Here is a 20,750-nt window from a genome sequence, read left to right as displayed (position 1 = left end):
AATCGAAACATTGAACATCTTTCTGCTGCCGGTTGTGTTTTTTGTGATCCCGGTTGGGGTCAGCTCATCTGAAAAGGTGAGCCGACGTAATTTTCCGCCAGAACGGTCATGGCACTGCGCGACTTGACCGTATATTGCAGTTCCGACAGCTGCAGCCGCTGTTGGAATGGGCTGCCGTCAGGATGGGTGTGCAGCATGTTGGTCATCCACCAGGAAAAATGCTCGGCGCGCCATACCCGCTTGAGGGCATCGTCGCTGTAGCTGTCCAGCCGCCGCCAGCTTTTGCGCAGATAAAACGCCTCCAACGCTTGCGACAGCAGGCAGACGTCCGCCATCGCCAGGTTTAACCCTTTCGCCCCGGTCGGCGGCACGATATGCGCCGCATCCCCCGCCAGCAGCAGGCGCTTGCAGCGCATGGGCTCAGTGACAAAGCTGCGCATGCCAACCACGTTTTTCTGGAAAATACGGCCCTTTTTCAGCGACCAGCCGTCGTGATTTTCCAACCGGGTTTCCAGTTCGTTCCAGATGCGATCGTCCGACCATTGGTCGACGTTTTCCGTCGGATCGCACTGAAAATACATCCGCTGCACGCCTGCCGACCGGGTGCTGATCAGTGCAAAGCCCCGCGCGTGCCTGGCGTAGATTAATTCATCACTGGAAGGCGGCGCCTCCACCAGAATGCCGAACCAGCCGAAGGGATAGATCCGGGTGTAATCCTGGCGCAACCCACCGGGCATCGCCGCCCGGCTGATACCGTGAAAACCGTCGCAACCGATAACGAAATCGCAGCTTAGCTGCCGCTGTTCGCCGGCGTGGCGGTAGTGAACCTGCGGCCGTTCGCTGTCCAGCGCCTGTAATGACACTTGCTCAACCTCAAAATAGAGCTGGGCCTGCGCCGCTTGCCGTACGGCGATCATATCCTTCAACACCTCGTGCTGGGCATAAACGGTGATCGCCCTGTCAGTGAGCTCGGTGAGGTCTATCCGGTGCTGTTGCCCGCCAAACGTCAGCCGAATGCCGTGGTGCTGCACGCCTTCTCTGCGCATCCGTTCGCCGAGCCCGGTTTGATTCAGTAAATCTACCGTGCCCTGCTCGAGCACCCCGGCACGAATAGTGGATTCCACCGCCTGTTGGCTGCGCGTCTCCAGCACCACGGACTCAATACCCTGCAGATGCAGCAGGTGCGATAACATCAATCCGGCGGGGCCGGCGCCGATAATGGCGACCTGTGTACGCATGCTTATCTCCTTACAGCGCTTTGTTGAGCGAGCCGGGCAGCACCGGCGTTCGGGTGGAAAAGTGTTTGATCATCAATGCCACTGCGGCAACCAATGCGGGAATGGCCAGCAGAGTGAAAATGGTGCTGAACGACAGCTGCATTTGCATCAGCATCCCGCCGCTCATGGCGCCAAGGATGCCGCCGAAGCGCCCCAACCCCAGCATCCAGGCCACGCCGGTCGCCCGCCCCTGGGTCGGATAAAAACCGGCGGCCAACGCCGGCATTGAGGACTGCGCCCCGTTCATGCAGGTACCGGCGATAAATACCGTCACCGCCATCAGCACCGGATGGGTATAAACGTAACCAATCGCGCAGACAAACAGCCCGGTCAGCAGATAACCTACCGCCACCACCTTGTGGGGGTTCATTCGGTCCATCAGCCAGCCGATGATCAGCACGCCAATGCCGCCGCCCAAAGGAAACAGTGCGGTAATCAGCGAAGCCTGACGGATGGAGGCGCCGGTTTCGCGGATCAGCAGCGGTAACCAACTGGTCAGCAGATAGAAAATCATCAGGCCCATAAAGTAGGTCAGACACAGCATCAGCGTGCCCATCAGATAGCGTTGGGAGAAAATCACGCCCAGCGCCGATTTCGCCTTCACCTGGCCACTTTCACTCAGGGTAAAACGCAGCGATTCCGACAAATTGACCGGTGCTATACGCTTGAGCACCGCAGCGATGCGTTCGCGGGGGTAACCGCGCACCACCATGAAACGAGCGGATTCCGGCAAGGCGACAATCAATACTACCGCCAGCAGCAGCGGCATTACGCCGCCCAGCACCATCACGCTCTGCCAGCCAAAGTGCGGGATCAACCAGGCGGAAACGAAACCGCCCATGGAGGAACCGAGCGGAAAGCCGCAGAACATCAGGTTCACCAGCAGCGCACGTTTGCGCTCGGGCGCATATTCCGACATCAGGGTGGCGGCATTCGGCATCGCCGCCCCCAGGCCCAGTCCGGTTAAAAAACGCAGTAACGTCAACATGGGCAGCGAGGTGGCAAACGCCGTCAGCAGGCTGAAACCGCCAAACAGGATCAGCGATATCACCAGCACCTTTTTGCGGCCAATGCGGTCCGCCAGCGGCCCGGCGGTCAGCGCGCCCACCGCCAGCCCCACCAGTGCGGCACTCATCACCGGCCCCAGCGAGGTCTTCTCAATCCCCCAGTCCTGCACCAGCGAAGTGGCAATAAAACCGATGATCGCAGTATCGAATCCGTCCAGCGCCACCGTTAAAAAACACAGTATCAGGATCATCCACTGATAACGGGAAAAGGGTTTGTCATTGATAAACGACTGAATCTCTAAAGTGTTCTGATCGGACATAGGGCGTTTCCTAAGTTGACCTGGCGCAATAAGCCCGGCGGGAACGGCCAGACGCGACGCTGGCATAATCGCTTTTTGTGCGATTATCGAAACTTAGTTCGTTAATCGACGTTTAAATCAAAACACCGCCAACAATAAGTTTCAATATTGTTAAATTAATTAGCGTGCGATTACCGAACGAGAAAACGTCAAACTTTATGTAAAGTTTTTATTTTCAAATGGATGAGTGGGTTTTCCGCAAAATGGAATGAATGGTTTTCTGTGAACTGATTAACATTGATGAAACATAATTTCAGCCGCGCACCGGCCTGATTAACCGGCGCGCTGCCTCAAGGATCAAATGCTCTTGGCGATTTCCCCTGTAGGTAACTGGGCCTGGCGATTATAGCCCCGGATGCCCTTAAGGAAGATGGCGCAAGCGGTGATCACCGCCGGGATGGCGATAATGGCGAAGATGCGTTCGAATCCCCACCCCAGCGCCAGCATCTCTGCGCCGGCAAAGGCGCTGAGAATAGCGCCAATGCGCCCGACGCCATGCATCCAACTGGACCCGGTCGCCCGCGCCTCGGTCGGGTAATAGTGCGCCGACAGCGCATTCATGCCGGTATTGGCACCGTTCAGGCAAAAACCGCAGGCCAACGCCAGCGCGCCGAGCATCACGCTGCTGTGAGAAGCCAACCCTATCATCACCGTGAAACAGGCGCCCAGCAGGTAGATCACACCCAGTGCCCGATGGGGATTAACCCGATCCATCAGCCAGCCGGCAAACAGCGAGCCTGCGGTGCCGCCGGCCTGATACAACGCCGTAATCACCGCCGCTTGCGCCACGCTCATTCCAATGCCTTTCACCAGCGTCGGCAGCCAACTGCCCAGCAGATAGACCAGGAACAACGCCATAAAATACCCCAACCATAGCATGATGCTGCCAAAACGGTACTGAGGCGATACCACAATCTGCATCGCGCCTTTACCGGGGGCAACCAGCGGCGGCAAAGTGTAACGCGTGTTGGCGTCGGTACTCCCCGGCGCCAGTTTTTCCACAATTTTGCCAATGCGTTCAGGGCTGGCGCGCTTGGTCACCAGGAATCGCACCGATTCCGGCAGTTTGGCGAGCAGCAGCGGCACGCTAAGCAACGGCAGTATGCCCCCCAGCAGCAGCAGCGCATGCCAGCCCATTTGCGGGATAATCCATGAAGCGGCAAATCCCCCCAGCGCAGCGCCGAAGGTGAATCCACAGAACACGACGGTGATAATGAACGATCGTTTCTTTTCCGGTGCATATTCGGATATCAGGGTGCCGACGTTCGGCATCGCCGCCCCCAGCCCCAGCCCGGTCATGAAGCGGAAGAAAATCATTTGCTCGATATTGTGCGAAAATGCGGTGATCAGCGTCCACAAACCAAAAAAGAACACGCTGTTGATGATAATCACCCTGCGGCCCATCCAATCAGCCAGCGGCCCGGACAGCAACGCGCCTATCGTCAGGCCGATCAACGCCGCACTGATCACCATGCCAAGTTGATGATTGCCAACGCCCCATTCGCTTTTCAGCTCCGGCGCGATAAAGCCCATCAGGGTAATGTCGAAACCGTCCAGTGCAATAACGATAAATCCAAGCAAAACGATCAATTTTTGATACCCGGATAACGGGCGATCGTTAATCAGTGTGCGAACATCAATTTCGTTTGAAGCCACAATGTCTTCCTCCGTACAGTCGGCTCAGGCCGCAAATGTCGTTATAAGCGTCGGGACTGTCTCCGCGTCGCTGTGTTATTCGCTTTACGGCCACCAGGGCTACAGGCGCAAATGAATGCAAATGTTCGATAATCGCACCAACATTCAAATATCGCACTTCCAATGTAAGAACTCTCAAGCGAGTCGGCAACGGAGGGTATCGATAATCTGGGCGGTTATCGAACCCATTGGTACGTTTGTCGCCAAGTTAAAACACCGCTCTACCGAGAGCCGATACTACAAAACGCTGAAAACTAATGTAATTAATAACCCTATTGCCAGGTGAAACACCAGCGCAGCGGCGAAAAATAATGTTGTCGAAGTGTGAGGAAGATCATTATGACGATACCAATACCCGCGAAATGGTTAACATTCAGGCAACATGATACCGATCACAAATCAAAAATAGCCGGTTTACATAAAGTACCAAATGGTTCATTTTTTATTCATGCCGTCATCCACGGCGACCCAGCCCAGACACGGAGAAACCATGAATAATGATCCACAACGCCCCCCGCTCTATTTGCTTGCCCTGCTGGGCCAAGGCATTCAGGGTTCGCTGTCACCGCAACTGTACGAACAGGAGGCCCGTCGGCAGGGGCTGCGTTGCGCCTATCAACTGCTGGATTTCACCCAGCGCGGCTGGGCCGACGACCGCCTGCCGGAAGTGCTCGACAGCCTGGCGCTGTTGGGTTTCACCGGCTGCAATATCACGCATCCGTTCAAGCAACAGGTCATTCCCTGGCTGGATGAGCTGTCGCCGCAGGCCAGCGCCATCGGCGCAGTCAATACCGTGCTGTTCCAGAATGGCAAACGCATTGGTCACAACACCGATTGCGACGGGTTTATCACCCACTTCAGCCAAGGATTGGCTGGCGAAAATATCCATCGCGTGGTTCAGGTGGGTGCGGGCGGCGCAGGCTATGCGGTAGCTTATGGCCTGCTGGCGCACGGCGTCGACCATTTGATGTTGCACGACCGTGATCCGGCGCGCAGCCACAGCCTGCAACAGCAGTTGGCGCGACATTTTGGCGAGCAGCGGATTAGCGTGACGGAAAACGTAGCCGGGGCGCTGGCCGACAGCGACGGCCTGGTGCAGGCTACGCCGATCGGCATGACAGGCCACCCCGGCATGCCGGTGGATATCGACTGGCTGCAACCGCGCCACTGGCTGGCGGACGTGATTTATGTTCCCCGGGAAACCGAGTTGGTGAAAAAGGCCCGCGCAAAAGGCTGCCGGGCCATCGTGGGCGACGGCATGGTGGTGCATCAGGCTGCGCTGGCGTTTCAGCTGTATACCGGACATGCACCGGATACCGAAAGCATGAGCCAGGTATTCCGGCAAGTCGGCTAATCGGAACGGGCGCGGTCAATGTGAACCGCGCCCTGCTATCACCGCAATTGCCTCATCGCCGCCAAACGCGCTGCACCATTCACCGCACCATACTGGGCGTACCCGCCAAGCCTTTGCAGTAATTCAAAGAAGAAGCGCCCTTCGGCAAAGGGTTGGCTGTAAACGTGCAGCAGTTCGCCGCCCTGCGCATCGCGATCGTAGAGGATATGGTGCTGCGCCAGCCGGGCGATAAAGGCGTCATCGAGATCAAAACGGGCAGCCAGATCTTCGTAGTAGTTATCGGCGATGGTCAACAGCCGCATCCCCTTGGCTTTGGCTTGTTCAACCGCCTGAAAAATATCCCCGGTCGAGAACGCAACGTGTTGTAACCCTGCGCCGTGGTAAGTCTCCACCGTTCTGGCGCTGAGCGTCGCGCTGCTCTGCGAGACGTTAAGCGGCAGGCGGATACCGTTACAGCGGCTGTGCATCACCCGGCTGTGCACCAGCCCGTAAGGATCCGGCAGCAGTTGTTCGCCGTCCGGTTCGAAACCCGGCACGCAGCGCAAAAACATCACCCAGTTTTTTAAGGCGCTTTCAGGCATCGCCACCGCCAAATGATCGATACTCTCAAGTTCAAAAACACAGCGCGATGGTCGTTCGCGCAGATGGAAGTCATCCTGATAAATCGCTGCCTCGCCGCCGTTTACCGGGGTCTCGACCAAATAAATCAGGCTGCCGTCGGGCGCGCACAGAGCCGGAATACGGTGTTCGTTAGGGCCAACCTGCCCCTGATAGACCGGATAACCGAAGTCATGCGCCCGCTGCAGCAAAGCGGACGGATCCGCCACCCGCCAGGCCACTGCGCACAGCGAAGCGCCATGCCGTTCACGGTAGTCATCGGCGAAAGAGTCGTTTTGCTGGTTAAGGATGATGCGAACTGCGCCGTTCTGATACAGCGTCACCGCCTTGGAACGGTGTTCACCGCGCAGGCTGAACCCCATTTGCTGCAGCCAACCGGCCAGACTTTCCGCTTCCTGCCGGTTTACCGCAAACTCGATAAACTCGATCTGCTGGCTTTCGGGCAAAGGCGCGCTGCGGAACAGGTCCGGCGTGAGCGGTTGCGTGGCGGCCACCTGTTCTTCCAGATACAGCAGCGAGCGCAGGCCGTCCTGCGCCGTTGGGGCGCTCGGCGTAGCGCGAAAACCGTCGTTGAAAATCTCCAGCGACCAGGGGCCGGCGTAACCTTTTTCGACCAGGCGGCGGGCGAACTCGACCAGCGGTAATTCCCCCTGGCCGGGGAAGCAGCGGAAATGCCGGCTCCATTCGATCACTTCCATGTTCATCAATGGCGCGTCGGCCAATTGCAGGAAACTGATTTTCTCCGCCGGGATATCGTCCAGTTGATCGAGGTTATCGCCCAAGGCCAAAATATGAAAGCTGTCCAGCACCAGTCCCAATGCCGGGCTGTCGACGGCGCGAACCCGTTCCCAGGCCTGGCGATAGCGATTCACATGCCGCCCCCAGGCGAGCGCCTCGTACCCCACCACGATGCCCTGTTGCTGCGCCAGGTTCGCCAGACGCCCCAGATCTTCAATCTGCAGATCAATATCCGCAGAGCAGTCGGGTGCCACATTGCTGCACAGCAGCATGCGATCGCAGCCCAGCTCCTGCATCAGCGCAAACTTGCGCCGCACGCGCTCAAGGTTGGCCGCCAGGCGGTCGCGCGGGCCGCCCTCAAAGTCGCGGAACGGCTGGAACAGCGTAATCGCCAGCCCAAGATCCTGCGCCAGCCGACGGATATCCGCCGGTTTGCCGGGATAATACAGCAGGTCGTTTTCAAAAATCTCCACGCCGTCAAAACCGGCGGCGGCAATCGCTTCCAGCTTTTCCGGCAGGGTTCCTGCAATGGATACGGTGGCTATAGAACGAAACATGACTTTTCCCCTTTGCGACAGTGGTTACAAATCGGCTCGCCACCGTTAAAGGGGGAAACGGGCGGCGGCATATGCAACTATAAATGAACCATAAGGTTCATTATGTCAATGTGCCGCCCGCGAACGTTAACAACTCTTTAACCAGGATCACAAAAGCGCCGTCACTGCGCAGGAGATCAGATGTTATTTCAGCTTAAGCATCTTCCCGAGCAGGATATCCGTGGGTTCGAGTATGTCCGTATCAATCCCTGCCGAGGGTGTGAAGGTCAATTCACCAAAGATGACTTTGCCATTGGTGATATAGAAATCAACGCGGACAAATTCAAAGGGCGCAGACAGTTTCCTGGCGTACTCAAACAGCTCATCGTAACCTTCGGGTTTCACAAAAGCGTCGATCTCTTCCTGGCTGAGCGCCAGGCAATCTTGGCTATAACAAAGAAACTTGAAGTCTTTATCGAAAAAATAATATTTAGGCATGCCGGTTTCTCTGCCGACACACAGTAACGTGCAGTAAGGAACACCGTGGAAGCAGTATATTTTATAATCATCAGGCCCAGCGCCATTCGATGACTCTATGAATTTCTCACCTATTATTTTTTTATTGATGTTCTTATAATTTAACTCTGCATAGACCTTCCAATAGTCCTCGCGCATCCAGTTTTCGATGGTTTTCGATGTTTGCACCCGATCCAATGAACTTTTATCCTGACAAATCAGGTTGTAACCCGAACCGTGGTTACCCTTAATCACGAACTTGTCAGGTAAAGACTCCCACGGGATCTCCTGAACCGAATCGCAGGCGAAGTAAAGTTCATTGAGAAGTTCTTCACATCCCTGCGCTTTCAAATACTCCCTAACTGCGTATTTATCCGCGCATTGCGTGACCAGTGCGTTGTTGCTGTAATTGTTAAGTTTAAGATAATTTATCTTCTCGTTCCATGTCGAAGGAGGCTTTAAATTTAACTCTTTCCCGAATGCCTTTTTATATATAAGTTTGGTCTTGAACGTCGGCGCGAAAGTAGCCAATTGATTCATGATGAATTTATTAATGTGTTTTCTCATGCAACCTGTCTCATCATTTGATAACAATATTAAAGGGGTGACCAAGCGGCCATCAAGGGATTTAAAGCGACGGGTTGTTCTTGCTCACTGCGCCATTGAATCATCGCCGGAGTGGTGCTCAAATCAAATTGGTTGTGGCCTAAAGCTCGATTGAGAATACGTGCCGATCGCCAGGCCACCAGGCTAAGCTGCGGATCGGCAATGCCGTGGTGATGCATGCTGGCGTTAACGGCAAACAAGCAATTCTCATGTTCCCCTTCCCGCTCAAGGGTAAAATCAGAAGCGATACGGTATTGCCCATCGGGGGTGGTTAACAAACGATCAGCCAGTGAGTCAAGAAATGCCGGACGGACCTGTTCATAGCCGGTCGCAAAAATGACCACGTCTGCATCAAAGCTTTCTCGCCCTTGATCAAGGTGATGCAGCGTCTCTAACCGATAAGCATTATCTTTGGCATTAAGGGCCGTAACTGAGCGGCTGGGCAGCAGGCTCACCCATCGTTTCTCGCGGAGTACGTCGAAGTGGTGATACATCGCGCGGTAAATTGCCAACAGAGACTCGCTGGTGATCCCATCGGAAGTCATCTTTTGTTCTTGCAGCATGTGTTCTTTGGCTGAGTGGCCGAGCGTGTAGAAGTTGTCGACATAATCCGGCGTAAAATACTCGTTGGCAAAGGCGGCTTCATCAAGTGCGTTGTAGTTGTTGCGCCGAGATATCCAGCCAAGGTGTTCTGGTCGGCCCCATTCCCCTTGGAAAATATTCAAGAACAGGTCAGCACCGCTTTGACCGCCGCCCACAATGACCACGCGTTTTCCGGCAAGGTTTGGCTGGCGCAACATCATTTCGCTGGCGTGAAAGCATTGATCATTTTGTTCGGTCACGCAGTTCGGCAGTTTGATTTGCTTGCCTATGCCCACACACAGGTGTTTAGCGTAAAGCACGTCATTCTGGGTGGAGACGACAAACTGCCGCTGTTCGTCATCAAAGTCCACGCGGCGAACCTCTTGATTGAACATCAGCGAATCCAACCCCGTTGCCGCCCAGTTGAGATAATCGGCAAACTCTTCGCGCGACGCAGTACGCTGTTCAGTCGTCAGGAAGCGGTAGAACTTTTTACTCTTCACCAGATAGTTGAGAAAACTATAAGGGTTGGTTGGCGAAACGGCGGTGACCAGATCCTTCAAAAAATGGGTCTGCATATTGCTATCTGCCAGGATCATGCCGGGGTGCCAGGAAAAGTGCGGTTTGCGTTCGAGGAATTTGCAATTGAAACCCTCGATTTCGCTTCCAAGCGCAGCAAGACTGAGGTTGGACGGGCCGATACCAATGCCGATAAAGTCCAAACGCTGGTTCATTGTGTGTGCTCCTGTGTGAATAAATCTATTTCCCAAAAATACATCATGTGGCTGGATAAAATAACGCAACGCGCATTCCCAATGGCATTGGGATTATTGACGCCATCAGAATCACGTCCTGCATTATTGTTGCCAAGCCCGAACGCCTGCCATTGACGACTGCAAGATAAAAATAACGGATCCATTGCGTCGTTTTGTTTCAATTGAAATTGTCACTCATCGTATTTTGATAAATGAATCTCAAATCAAATAAAAACAATTTTCAGCGCTATGAAAAGAGAATGCTTTAGGAGACACTGTCGAGTTGATGGAATTCGACGGATTGACCGAGGAATTCATAACATCTCCCTATGTTAATTTGCATATTCCGCATAGCATCATCCTTAATGAGACATTGCCGAATCAGAGTATCGCTAAAGCTGAAATCTGGCATGTGAAAAAGCATAAAATTAAAGTCAACACACAGGTTATCAATGTGAAATTAAAAGTGAAATCGTCAATATTCATGAAATTTCACTTTGGTTTGGCCTCTTTCGCCCCTAAAACCTGGGTTGTTACATCAACAAGAAACCAATAAAACATAAAAATTCAATGCATTACAAACAGCCGATTAAAAATCAGCCGTTGCACCTGACCTTGCGCAATGCCTGTGCAATTTCTATCCATTCACATCTTCGCAGGCGACATTGTGAGCAATTTGAAATCCAAAATCGGATTCTTCATCCTGAATTCGTCATTTTTTACCCGAGAAAAAGCGTAATCAGAGGCGTTGAAAATTTAAAAAAACACTTTTCCGTACGCAATGCCGTCAGTTTGTGTACAATAATTTTTAAATCCGGCTTAGGGTTCCATCTCAAATTCAACTTCTGTTCAGATTGATATATTCTCGGCTCCGTGATTATAAGCAAGAAAGTAATCTCTTATTAATGTCATTCCCTTTTCGACTCAGGTTCTTTCTCTACACAGCCTATTCCCTCCTTGCATTAACGCCTATTCGACGATCGTCGCTCAACATCCCGACGCCCCGCCATGCCTCTTTGAGCAACATGATGGCGCTCACAAAAGCGCTGACGTGGCAGATTGTATTACCGGGTTACCCCGGTTACTCTTAACCGGTGTCCCCAAAACGATAAGTGACTGATGTGTTGAACAATGATGAGATCCCCGCGACCAAACGCAAAAATGACCCCGTTGGTCTGAAGCAGCGAATTTTCGCCGGGGCGCTGTGCGAGTTTGCCGAGGCGGGCCTGAAAGGAGCTCGCATGGAAAATATTGCCGAGCACGCGTCCACCACCAAACGCATGGTGGTTTATCATTTCAAGAACAAGGAGTCGCTCTATCTGGAGGTGCTCGAGCACGTATATCAGCATATCCGCGCGCACGAATCCGCGTTGGATCTGCAAGCGTTGCCGCCGGTAGAAGCGATGACCCGGCTGGTTGAAGAAAGCTTCAATTACCATGCGGAACACCCTGACTTTATCCGTGTGATTTGCATGGAAAACATGCTGCGTGGCCAGTACATCCGTCAGTCCCCGCGCATCAAGGCACTGAATCAGAGCGCCTTGACCTTGCTGGAAGATATTTTGCAGCGCGGCAAGCAAAACCGGGAGTTTACTGCAGATGCCAGCGCCGCCGACGTGCACCGCTTGATCAGCAGCCTGTGTTTCCACTATGTTGCCAACCAATACACCTTTAATACGCTATTCGAATGTCATGAACCGCCGGAGGATCAGGTTATCCATAACCGGCGGCTGGCCGTCGTGGCGACCCTGCGCTATCTGGCGCTGTAGTCTTTGAAACCGGGAGCCTGAATGGCCAAGACCTCTGCCGGCGACAACATCGCCACCCATGACATTTCACTGTCCGCCGCCAGCGGCGATCCTTTCAAGGGCGATCCCAACTTTATGGCCTCGTTGGCGCGGGGGTTGGAGGTGATCCAGGCCTTTACCCCGCAACGCCGCCTGATGTCGATTTCGCAAATCAGCCAGAAAACCGGCATTCCACGCGCGGCGGTGCGCCGTTGCCTGTACACCCTGAACAAGCTGGGGTTTGTCTACGCGCAGGACGGCAAAAACTTCGAGCTGCGTCCGCGTATTCTGACGCTGGCTCACGCCTATCTCGGCTCGACGCCGTTGGCCAAAGCTACCCAGCCGGTGCTGAAACACATCAGCCAATTGCTGAATGAATCCTGCTCTATCGCCACGCTGGACGGCGACAACATTTTGTATATCGCCCGCGCCTCCGCCGAGCGCATCATGACTATCGATCTGAACATAGGCAGCCGGCTGCCTGCATTCGCCACCTCGATGGGGCGCGTGCTGCTGAGCCATCTGCCGGCGGATAAACGGGATGATTACCTGCAACGCATCACCCTGATGCGCTATACGCAATACACCATCGGCTCCATCGACAAACTGCGCGAGGAGCTGGATAAAGTCCGCGCGCAGGGGTATGCGATTAACGATCAGGAGCTGGAGATCGGGCTGCGTTCCATTGCCGTGCCGATCATGTCGGCCAACGGCAGCGTCACCGCCGCGTTAAACGTCGGCGTACAGGCCGGCCACGTTCCGGTAAGCGAATTGACCGAACGCATCCTGCCGATCCTGTTGGAAGGCGCACAAGAGCTTTCGCTGCTGACGCACTAACCGGCTTCGCGTGCGTTGGCCAGGTATTTCGCCATCTCCGCCTCTGGCACCATGCCGCCGCCGGTAGCCCATACCAGGTGAGTGGCCTGGTTCATCTGCCGTTCATCCAGCCCGCGTTCGGCCAGCCATTCGGGGCTAGCCGCCACCCGCCACGGCCCCGCCATGCCCGCCAGCGCCGAAGGCTCCAACTGAATGTGCTCCTGACGGTCCAACAGCCCCAGCAACGCGAACATCTCGCTATCGCTTAAGGTGTAAAAACCGCTGAGCAGGCGCTCCATGGCGCGGCCGACAAAACCGGAGGCACGCCCAACCGCCAGCCCGTCCGCTGCGGTTTGATTATCTATGCCCAGATCCTGCACGGCGATCCGGTCATGCAGCCCGGTATAGACCCCAAGCAGCATGCACGGCGAGTGCGTCGGCTCGGCAAAGATGCAGTGAACGTGATCGCCAAAGGCCAGTTTCAGCCCAAAGGCCACCCCACCGGGCCCGCCGCCGACGCCGCAGGGCAGATAGACAAACAGCGGATGCTGCGCGTCAACCTCAATCCCACGCTCGGCGAACTGCCGCTTCAGGCGACCACCGGCCACCGCATAACCGAGAAACAGCGTTTGCGAGTTTTCGTCATCGATAAAAAAGCAGCTCGGATCGCCCGCCGCCTGTAGCCGGCCCTGTTCAACGGCGACGCCGTAATCCTGTTCGTACTCAACCACGTTGACGCCATTGTCACGCAGCTTCTGCTTTTTCCATTCGCGCGCGTCCGCCGACATGTGCACGCTAACGCTGAATCCCAGCCTGGCGCTGATGATGCCGATCGACATCCCCAGATTGCCGGTTGAGCCCACGGCGATACGATAATGGCTGAAAAACTGGCGAAACTCCTCCGAGAACAGCTTGCCGTAGTCGTCCGTAAGCTGTAACAACCCCGCCGCCAGCGCCAGTTTTTCCGCATGCGCCAGCACCTCATAGATGCCCCCGCGCGCTTTGATTGAGCCGGAGATCGGCAGATGGCTGTCTTTTTTCAGCAGCAAATGCCCTCCGAGCCTCAGTCCATAGCGCTGGTCGAGCGCAGTTTGCATCGCCGGGATGGCGACAACCTCGGACTCGATCACGCCGTTGGCAGCCCGGGTTTCCGGAAAAGCTGCACTCAGATAGGGGGCGAAACGCGCCAGCCGCTGCTCCGCGTCGGCGACGTCGTCGGCGCCCAATCCTACGTACGGCAACCCCGCCTGCAAGGTCGTTGCTCGCGGGTTGAACCAGGTTATCGGTTTGAGGTCGATCAGGTCCTGCACCAAAGGGAATTGCGTAATCCACTGCTGAATCTGTGATTTATCCATTGTTATTCTCTGCGCCAGGTAACGATTTCCCTAGGGTGCAGCGATTCACCGGCGCTGACAAATGATAAAAACTCAGCCTTGCGTGAGCGGCATTAATGCAAAAACTGATTTGTTGCGCGGCTAGCGTAACCATTACCCCAGCGCGGACCCAAACAGCAGGCCAACGCCGGAGGAAACCGCCATCGCCAGCGCGCTCCAAAACAGGATACGCACTATGCCCGGGCGGATCGGTGCGCCGCCTGCCCTGGCGGCAACACCCCCGAGAATGCCCAAAGACACCAGCGCGGAGACCACGATGGCCGGAATGGTCCATGCGACCGGCGCCAGCACCGCGACCAGTAACGGCAGCAGCGCCCCGACGGAAAAGCTCAACGCCGAGGCCAGCGCCGCCTGTAATGGCCGCGCCGTGGTGATGGACGAAATCCCCAATTCATCGCGGGCATGCGCGCCCAGCGCATCATGAGCCATCAGCTTTTCCGCCACCTGTTTGGCCAGCGCCAAATCCAACCCGCGATGCACATAGATAGAGGTCAGTTCACGGTATTCGCCCGGGTAATCGCTGAGCAACTCCGACTGCTCCTCCGCCAGAGCGGCCCTTTCCGTATCCGCCTGCGATGATACCGAGACGTATTCCCCGGTCGCCATCGACATCGCCCCGGCAACCAGCCCGGCAATGCCGGCAAGCAAGATACCGCCGTGCGCCGCATTGGCCGCCGCCACGCCGAGCAACAGACTTGCCGTCGAGACAATCCCGTCGTTTGCGCCCAGCACCGCTGCCCGGAGCCAACCTATATTCTCAATGCTGTGCCGTTCTTTGTGCATCGGGTGCGTCCTTGTTGTGGGGATAAAGTTAGCCGCGAGCCGCCGCTTCCAGCCCGGCGATATCCAGTTTGACCATCTGCAGCATAGCTTCAGTCACCCGTTTCACCTTCGCGCTGTCGGGGTCGCTCATCAACTCACCCAGCCGCTGAGGGACAATTTGCCAGCTCAGCCCCCAGCGATCGCGCAACCAGCCGCACTGCTCAATGACGCCGTCTTCGCTTAACGCCTCCCACAGCCGATCCACTTCCGCCTGATCCGCGCATTCGACCATAATCGAAAAGCTGTGATTGAATGCATCCAGCGGGCCGGCTTCGATAGCCGCATAGCGCTGATCGCCGAGAGTAAAGGCCGCCAATTTTACGCTGCCTGCAGGGCCGCTTGGGGTATCGGCGGGCAAGGTAGAGCTCCAGGTCAGGGAAGAACCGGGGATCAGCGCTATGTAACAGCGCAGCGCCGCTTCCATGTCTTTTTCAAACCACAGGTGTTGTGTGATCTTCATCGCCCCCTCCTCGCTACTCGTCAAGGATCGGTTCGAAACCGCCGAAAATCATGCGTTTGCCGTCAAACGGCATCTGCTCGCCCAGCGCCTTCATGCGCGGGTCATTCATCATTTTCTCGTTGGCGGCATCGCGCGCCGCTTTTGAGGGATATTCGATCCAGCTGAAAACCACCACTTCATCGGCTTCGGCTTTCACCGCACCGCGAAAATCGGTGAGTTTACCTTCGGGCACGTCGTTGCCCCAACATTCGACAATCCGCGTCGCGCCGAACTCTTTAAATAAGGGGGCGGCCGTGGCGGCCAGCTTAAGGTACGCCTCCTTATTGGCGGCAGGCACCGCCACAACAAAGCCATCAACATAGTTCATGAGATGATTCCTCCTGTCCGTTCGGACATCAGGTAGGGCGCAAGCGGCATTGCTCACGCTCCCTTCCATTTTAGACCCCCTGGCCGGGGTCAACCATGAACGACAAGCGGCAGGTTTCAGCGGCCGCGGTAACTCAGTGGGGATATTTCTGGCGTGGCGACACGGTTGCGGCCGCTGTTTTTGGCTTTGTAGACGGCCATGTCAGCGATTTTCAACAGATTATCAAGATTTTGCTCTGTACCGCCGATGCAGGTAACCATACCGATGCTGACGGTGATTTGCAGATGATTGCCGGCAGGCATGGCGATCGATTCGATTTCCACCCGCCGGCGCAGACGTTCGGCCAAATACACCGCATCTTCCTGACGTTCGATAAGCGCAACGATCGCGAACTCCTCCCCGCCCATGCGGCCAAACAGATCGGAATCGCGCAGGTCGCCGGTAATGGCGCGGGTAAAGGAAATCAGTGCGGCATCACCGCCGGAGTGCCCAAAGCGATCGTTAATGGATTTGAAGTAGTCGATGTCCAGCATCATGACGCAGACCTGCTCGCCTTTTTGGGTGAGCAACCGCGAGCCGCGCTGCATAAAGGCATTACGCGTCAGCACGTGGGTCAGAGCGTCATGGTTCGCCACGTGCTCCAGTTGCCGCAGCAGCGCATTGCGGGCGAAATTCATGCTGGCGATCGCAATCGGGCCCAGCGCCAACAGCGCTACCCCGAGGCGCATCGACACGGTGTTCTGCAACGCCTTCATATCGACGTTAATGGCGATCAGACCCAAATCAATGGCCAGATGGCACCATAAAACGTAGATCAGCACCACCACCAGAGTGGTGAACAGTGAAAACGACATCGCCAGCCACAGCAGGATCGGCACGGGGAAAATCACGGCGCCAGGCCCGCCAATCAGGATACTGCCAATGCAGGCCAGCGCTAACAGCACCAGAACCGCCAGTTTTCTGCCGCTGCCAGGCCGGATAATGCCGTGAACGACGCTGCGCAGGTAGCCCCGCCAATCCCCAGGCAAGGCCAGGATAAACGGCATCAGCGTAATGTAATTGGTAAACTCCGAAGACATCCATAGCGCCAGTGCGGGGAAATACTCGCGATCAAACAGCAGCACCGAGGCCCCGGCACCGATCACCCCGGTGGTACCGGCGCTGGCCAGACAAATGGCAAACAGATAAACGCTGGATGACGTGCGTTCCAGCGTTTTGACCTGCGGGGGCACAAGTTTAAACAACTGATACCCCACCACGACGCCGGCAATATTGGCACCGTTCAGCAACAGGGCTTTGTCGAGCGGGCTACCGGTGATCAGATCTGCCGTCAAATACCCCAATATCGCCATCACCCAGCCTAAACGGCTGACAAGCTCCGGATAACGAACGAACACCGCCAGCAACACTGCATTGCTCGGCCAAAAGGCCGCCAGAAAGCCAATGGGCCGGCTCTCAATGCCGAAGATACAGGTGGCGAACACCAACATAAAGACGGTGAGCGCAGGCTGTAATTTTGTGGTGTCAGGTGACTGGGTGGTGTGCATCTTGCTTCCAGAGCGTTCAAAGAATACGGATAACATCCTGCCAGCATGATGAGGGGCGACAACCGATTCATCATACCTGACGACGCGCGTTAAAAATGAGCGGTCAGAGTGGCATTATTGCTACTTTCACAGGTCCGATCACCTGTTAATTGAAGGTTTGCCAATATATTTCTAGATCAACTGTAGCGCCAAATGGCGCTTTGCACCCGCCGTCCAGCACGCATACCGCAAAGCAGGATCAAGGGAGAAAGCGTTGGTATGAATAACGTGCGGATTATTGAAGGGGGGCCACACAACCTGAGCCTGTGGCCATGATGTTCAGATCTTTGCGCCGTTCATCAACGGCGCCTTGTTGTGGCGGATTTTCCCGTAATTTCAAAGCATCTTTCGGTACATCACAAAACCGGGTCTGTCCGCCAGTTTGTCGTACAGCTGTATCGCGTTCAGATTGGTTTCATGCGTATTCCAATATACGCGCGGTAAAGCGAGACTCTCGGCCCGCGCATAGACGGCATTAATCAATGCCTTCGCGACGCCTTTTCCCCGGGCCGCTTCATCGGTAAACAAGTCTTGCAGATAACAGTTGGGTTGGATCTGAATAGTGCTACGGTGCAACAGATAATGTGTCAGCCCCACCAACTTGCCGTCATATTCCGCCACTAACGCATACATAGGTTCATAGGCGTCAAAAAAACGCGACCAGGTGGTTTGCGTAACCTCATCCGACAATGCCGTAGCGCCCTGGCGGCCATAAAACGCATTGTATCCCTGCCACAACAGATTCCATGCAGCAAAATCTCGCGTTTCAAGTTCCCTGATCTTAATGGCTCCGCTCATGCTTTCCTCTATAACTCGGTGATTTTCAGCATGTAGCTTAGTCCGTACCTCAATGTTGCGCCAAGTCGGCACGCACCCAATGACAAAGCCTCCTAACGCCGATGCGCCAGCGAGCGGACCAGGCGATCGCCCAGGGTTTGCACGCCCTGCACCAGGAGTACCAAAATAATCACCGTCGCGATCATCACCTGATTGTTGAAACGTTGATAACCGTAACGGATCGCCAGATCGCCTAATCCGCCTCCGCCGATCACGCCGGCCATGGAAGAAAAACCAATCAGCATCACCACCGTCAGCGTCAGCCCGGCCAACAGCGTCGGCAAGGCCTCCGGCAGCAGCACTTTAAAAATGACGTGGCGCACATTGCCGCCCATCGACAAAATTGCTTCGATCCGCCCTTTTTCTACCTCATCCAAGGCAGATTCGACGATGCGAGCAAAGAACGGAAAAGCGCCGATGGTAATCGGCACTACCGCCGCGGAGCTGCCTAACGTGGTGCCGATAATCAGCCGGGTTAACGGGATCAAGGCTATCAACAGCACCACAAACGGCAGCGAACGCCCCAGATTGACGATAGCGCCCAGCGCCCCGTTGATGCGCGGTGCGGGCAAGATGCCCTGCTTGCGGGTGATAAACAGCACCACGCCAAGCGGCAGACCGATCAATAAGGTAAACAGCGATGCCAGCGCCACCATATACAAGGTTTCGCCGGTGGCGTTCAGCACCAGCGCCAGAAGATCTTCCCAGGACAATTGATTTCTCATAACAATTCGGCCCTCACGCCCCGTTGATTGAGGAACGCCACCACCTCCGCCAGCGGCAAGCCGCCCTGCGGCGATCTCAACCCCACGCGGAAACGGCCGACGCTCTGGCCGGCAATCAGTTCAACGCCCCCACCCAGCAGCGTAACGTCCACCGCATGGCGCTGCGCCAGTTCGCTGAGCACCGGCGAGGCGCGCACGCTGTCGAAAAATGTCAGCTCCGCCACCTGGGTCTCCGGTGCCACCGGTGTCAGGCAGCCCGGCAACAGCGCCTGCCCCAGCGGCGATGCCGGGTTCGCCAACAATTTGCCAATCGGCCCCCATTCAACCACCCGACCGGCGGCCAATAGCGCCGCATGGTCACAAATGGCCTTGACCACGTCCAGTTCGTGGGTGATCAGCACAATGGTTAACCCCAACTGGCGGTTGATGTCTTTTAACAAGGCAAGAATAGAGGCGGTGGTTTCCAGATCCAGCGCGCTGGTCGCCTCATCGGAAAGCAAATAGTCCGGCCGGGCCGCCAGCGCCCGGGCTATACCGACACGCTGTTTCTGTCCGCCTGAAAGCTGTGAAGGAAAGGCGCGTGCCTTGTCGTTCAGCCCGACCAGATCGAGCAGTTCACCGGCGCGGCGAATACGTTCCGCACGCGGTACGCCGGCGATCTCCAGCGGCACGGTGATGTTATCTCGCACGTTGCGGGCATGCAGCAGATTGAACCCCTGAAATATCATGCCGATACGTTGGCGCTGGCGCCGCAGTTCCGCGTCGCTCAGTTGGGTCAGATCGCGGCCGTCCATCAAAATGCGGCCCTTGCTGGGCCGTTCCAGTAAATTAAGGCAGCGGATCAGGGTGCTCTTGCCCGCGCCGCTGCGGCCGATAATGCCGAACACCGAGCCGTCGTTAATGGTAAGCGACACCTGCTCCAGCGCCGGCGGTTCACCGACGCCGTAGGTTTTACCTAGCCCTTCTACGACAATCATCAGCCGGCGTCCGCAGCTGTCACGGGGATCACCGAGCCCTGATATTTTTGCTGAATGAATTTAGCTACCTCTGGCGATTGCAAATCTTTGGCCAGCTGTTTGATGCGCGGATCGTTCTCCAATTGCGGCGTCGTGACCAGAATATTGGCATACGGATTATTTTTCGGGCTTTCCAGCCCCAGCGCGTCCTTGGCTGGCGTAAGCCCGGCCTCCAGCGCATAGTTGCCGTTAATCACCGCCAAATCGACGTCATCCAATGCCCGCGGGATCTGTGGCGATTCAATCTCCAGTATCTTGAGATGTTTGGGATTGTTGGCAATGTCTTTTGGCGTTGCCTGATCCTTGGCCGGATCGTTAAAACCGGCTTTCAGGGTAATCAGCTCTTGCGCCTGCAGCAGGTACAGCGCCCGGCTGAGGTTAGTGACGTTATTGGGCACCGCCACCTTGGCGTTGTCCGGCACCTCGCTCAGCTTTTTATACTTGCTCGAATAGATGCCCAACGGCTCGATATGCACGCTGGCCGACACGGCAAATTTTGTGCCCAGCGCCTGCTCTTGCGAATGCAGATAAGGCAGGTGCTGGAAGTAGTTGGCATCCACGTCGCCGTGCGCCAGCAGCTCATTGGAATTCACGCCGTTACTGATCTCAATCACCTTCAGTTTCAGCTGCGGGTCAATTTTCTGCACGTAGGCCAGGATCTCCGCGTGGGGCACCGGATCGGCCGCCACCCGCAGCGGTTCCGCCGCCAACAGAGAGGCCGGTAGCGCGAGCGCCGTCAGCAGAGCCAAACGGGAAATTGTCGTTTTAAACATGGTCACCCCCAAGGAAAGATCAAAACTCTGCGTCGGTTAAGAACCGCACGTTCTTATTTATGGTTATTTGATGCCATAAAGTAATAAAAAACTAGCACCAAGCCTTCGCGCGCCACCAATACCA

At 55.8% G+C, this 20,750-nt stretch carries 18 protein-coding genes; 3 read left to right on the top strand and 15 right to left on the bottom strand.

Translation table 11 applies throughout. The features are described from left to right. Window positions 1-59 precede the first annotated feature (59 nt). From ACUTSW_RS03230 to ACUTSW_RS03220, 3 genes are all read right to left on the bottom strand, one after another. A complete protein-coding gene (locus ACUTSW_RS03230) occupies window positions 60-1,238 on the bottom strand; it encodes a 4-hydroxybenzoate 3-monooxygenase (RefSeq protein ID WP_445583649.1) in 1,179 nt (392 codons plus the stop codon). A gap of 10 nt (window positions 1,239-1,248) precedes the next feature. Next, entirely contained in the window at window positions 1,249-2,604 is a 1,356-nt protein-coding gene (locus tag ACUTSW_RS03225) for an MFS transporter (RefSeq protein ID WP_445583648.1), read from the bottom strand. A gap of 336 nt (window positions 2,605-2,940) precedes the next feature. Next, window positions 2,941-4,302 carry an MFS transporter gene (locus ACUTSW_RS03220; protein ID WP_445584438.1) on the bottom strand — a complete coding sequence of 454 codons (1,362 nt, stop codon included), beginning with the start codon at window positions 4,300-4,302 and terminating at the stop codon, window positions 2,941-2,943. A 526-nt stretch (window positions 4,303-4,828) separates the two neighbouring features. Between ACUTSW_RS03220 and ACUTSW_RS03215 the strand changes: the two genes are divergently transcribed. Next, window positions 4,829-5,692 carry a shikimate dehydrogenase gene (locus tag ACUTSW_RS03215; protein WP_445583647.1) on the top strand — a complete coding sequence of 288 codons (864 nt, stop codon included), beginning with the start codon at window positions 4,829-4,831 and terminating at the stop codon, window positions 5,690-5,692. 38 nt (window positions 5,693-5,730) lie between these two features. Here the strand turns inward: ACUTSW_RS03215 and ACUTSW_RS03210 are convergent, their stop codons facing one another. The 3 genes from ACUTSW_RS03210 to ACUTSW_RS03200 all read right to left on the bottom strand — a co-directional run bounded on the left by ACUTSW_RS03210 (window position 5,731) and on the right by ACUTSW_RS03200 (window position 10,022). Then, entirely contained in the window at window positions 5,731-7,605 is a 1,875-nt protein-coding gene (locus tag ACUTSW_RS03210) for a bifunctional sugar phosphate isomerase/epimerase/4-hydroxyphenylpyruvate dioxygenase family protein (RefSeq protein WP_445583646.1), read from the bottom strand. 183 nt (window positions 7,606-7,788) lie between these two features. After that, window positions 7,789-8,667, bottom strand: coding sequence for an ATP-grasp fold amidoligase family protein (locus ACUTSW_RS03205; RefSeq protein ID WP_434460140.1), 879 nt, complete (start codon window positions 8,665-8,667; stop codon window positions 7,789-7,791). Window positions 8,668-8,696: 29 nt separating this feature from the next. Then, the gene (locus tag ACUTSW_RS03200; protein WP_202290429.1) at window positions 8,697-10,022 is read right to left on the bottom strand and encodes a lysine N(6)-hydroxylase/L-ornithine N(5)-oxygenase family protein; all 1,326 of its coding nucleotides are present in this window, start codon (window positions 10,020-10,022) and stop codon (window positions 8,697-8,699) included. Between the two features lie 1,142 nt (window positions 10,023-11,164). Between ACUTSW_RS03200 and ACUTSW_RS03195 the strand changes: the two genes are divergently transcribed. After that, window positions 11,165-11,812, top strand: coding sequence for a TetR family transcriptional regulator (locus ACUTSW_RS03195; RefSeq protein ID WP_445583645.1), 648 nt, complete (start codon window positions 11,165-11,167; stop codon window positions 11,810-11,812). A gap of 21 nt (window positions 11,813-11,833) precedes the next feature. Further along, window positions 11,834-12,667, top strand: a complete 834-nt coding sequence (locus ACUTSW_RS03190; protein ID WP_020439094.1) for an IclR family transcriptional regulator domain-containing protein — start codon at window positions 11,834-11,836, stop codon at window positions 12,665-12,667. Here the strand turns inward: ACUTSW_RS03190 and ACUTSW_RS03185 are convergent. The 9 genes from ACUTSW_RS03185 to ACUTSW_RS03145 form a co-directional block, all read right to left on the bottom strand. After that, window positions 12,664-14,001, bottom strand: a complete 1,338-nt coding sequence (locus ACUTSW_RS03185; protein WP_445583644.1) for a D-serine ammonia-lyase — start codon at window positions 13,999-14,001, stop codon at window positions 12,664-12,666. The genes ACUTSW_RS03190 and ACUTSW_RS03185 overlap by 4 nt on opposite strands. A gap of 132 nt (window positions 14,002-14,133) precedes the next feature. After that, on the bottom strand, window positions 14,134-14,823 hold the full coding sequence (locus ACUTSW_RS03180) for a VIT1/CCC1 transporter family protein (RefSeq protein WP_445583643.1): 690 nt from the start codon (window positions 14,821-14,823) through the stop codon (window positions 14,134-14,136). 28 nt (window positions 14,824-14,851) lie between these two features. Continuing rightward, entirely contained in the window at window positions 14,852-15,322 is a 471-nt protein-coding gene (locus ACUTSW_RS03175; RefSeq protein WP_445583642.1) for a VOC family protein, read from the bottom strand. A gap of 13 nt (window positions 15,323-15,335) precedes the next feature. Continuing rightward, entirely contained in the window at window positions 15,336-15,689 is a 354-nt protein-coding gene (locus tag ACUTSW_RS03170) for a DUF1428 domain-containing protein (protein ID WP_063199583.1), read from the bottom strand. A gap of 116 nt (window positions 15,690-15,805) precedes the next feature. Then, window positions 15,806-17,236 carry a diguanylate cyclase gene (locus ACUTSW_RS03165; protein WP_445583641.1) on the bottom strand — a complete coding sequence of 477 codons (1,431 nt, stop codon included), beginning with the start codon at window positions 17,234-17,236 and terminating at the stop codon, window positions 15,806-15,808. 375 nt (window positions 17,237-17,611) lie between these two features. Beyond that, window positions 17,612-18,073: a GNAT family N-acetyltransferase gene (locus ACUTSW_RS03160; RefSeq protein ID WP_166729094.1), complete on the bottom strand. Its 462-nt coding sequence runs from the start codon at window positions 18,071-18,073 to the stop codon at window positions 17,612-17,614. 92 nt (window positions 18,074-18,165) lie between these two features. Continuing rightward, a complete protein-coding gene (locus ACUTSW_RS03155) occupies window positions 18,166-18,837 on the bottom strand; it encodes a methionine ABC transporter permease (protein WP_004944784.1) in 672 nt (223 codons plus the stop codon). Next, complete coding sequence (locus ACUTSW_RS03150; RefSeq protein WP_445583640.1) at window positions 18,834-19,814, bottom strand: methionine ABC transporter ATP-binding protein; 981 nt, start codon at window positions 19,812-19,814, stop codon at window positions 18,834-18,836. Before ACUTSW_RS03150 ends, ACUTSW_RS03155 begins: the two co-directional genes overlap by 4 nt. Beyond that, window positions 19,814-20,626, bottom strand: coding sequence for a MetQ/NlpA family ABC transporter substrate-binding protein (locus tag ACUTSW_RS03145; protein ID WP_445583639.1), 813 nt, complete (start codon window positions 20,624-20,626; stop codon window positions 19,814-19,816). Before ACUTSW_RS03145 ends, ACUTSW_RS03150 begins: the two co-directional genes overlap by 1 nt. Window positions 20,627-20,750: the final 124 nt, after the last annotated feature.

Source organism: Serratia sp. TSA_198.1, assembly GCF_052686505.1.
The sequence above is the reverse complement of the archived record's forward strand: the minus strand, read 5'-3'. Positions and strand labels throughout refer to the sequence as shown.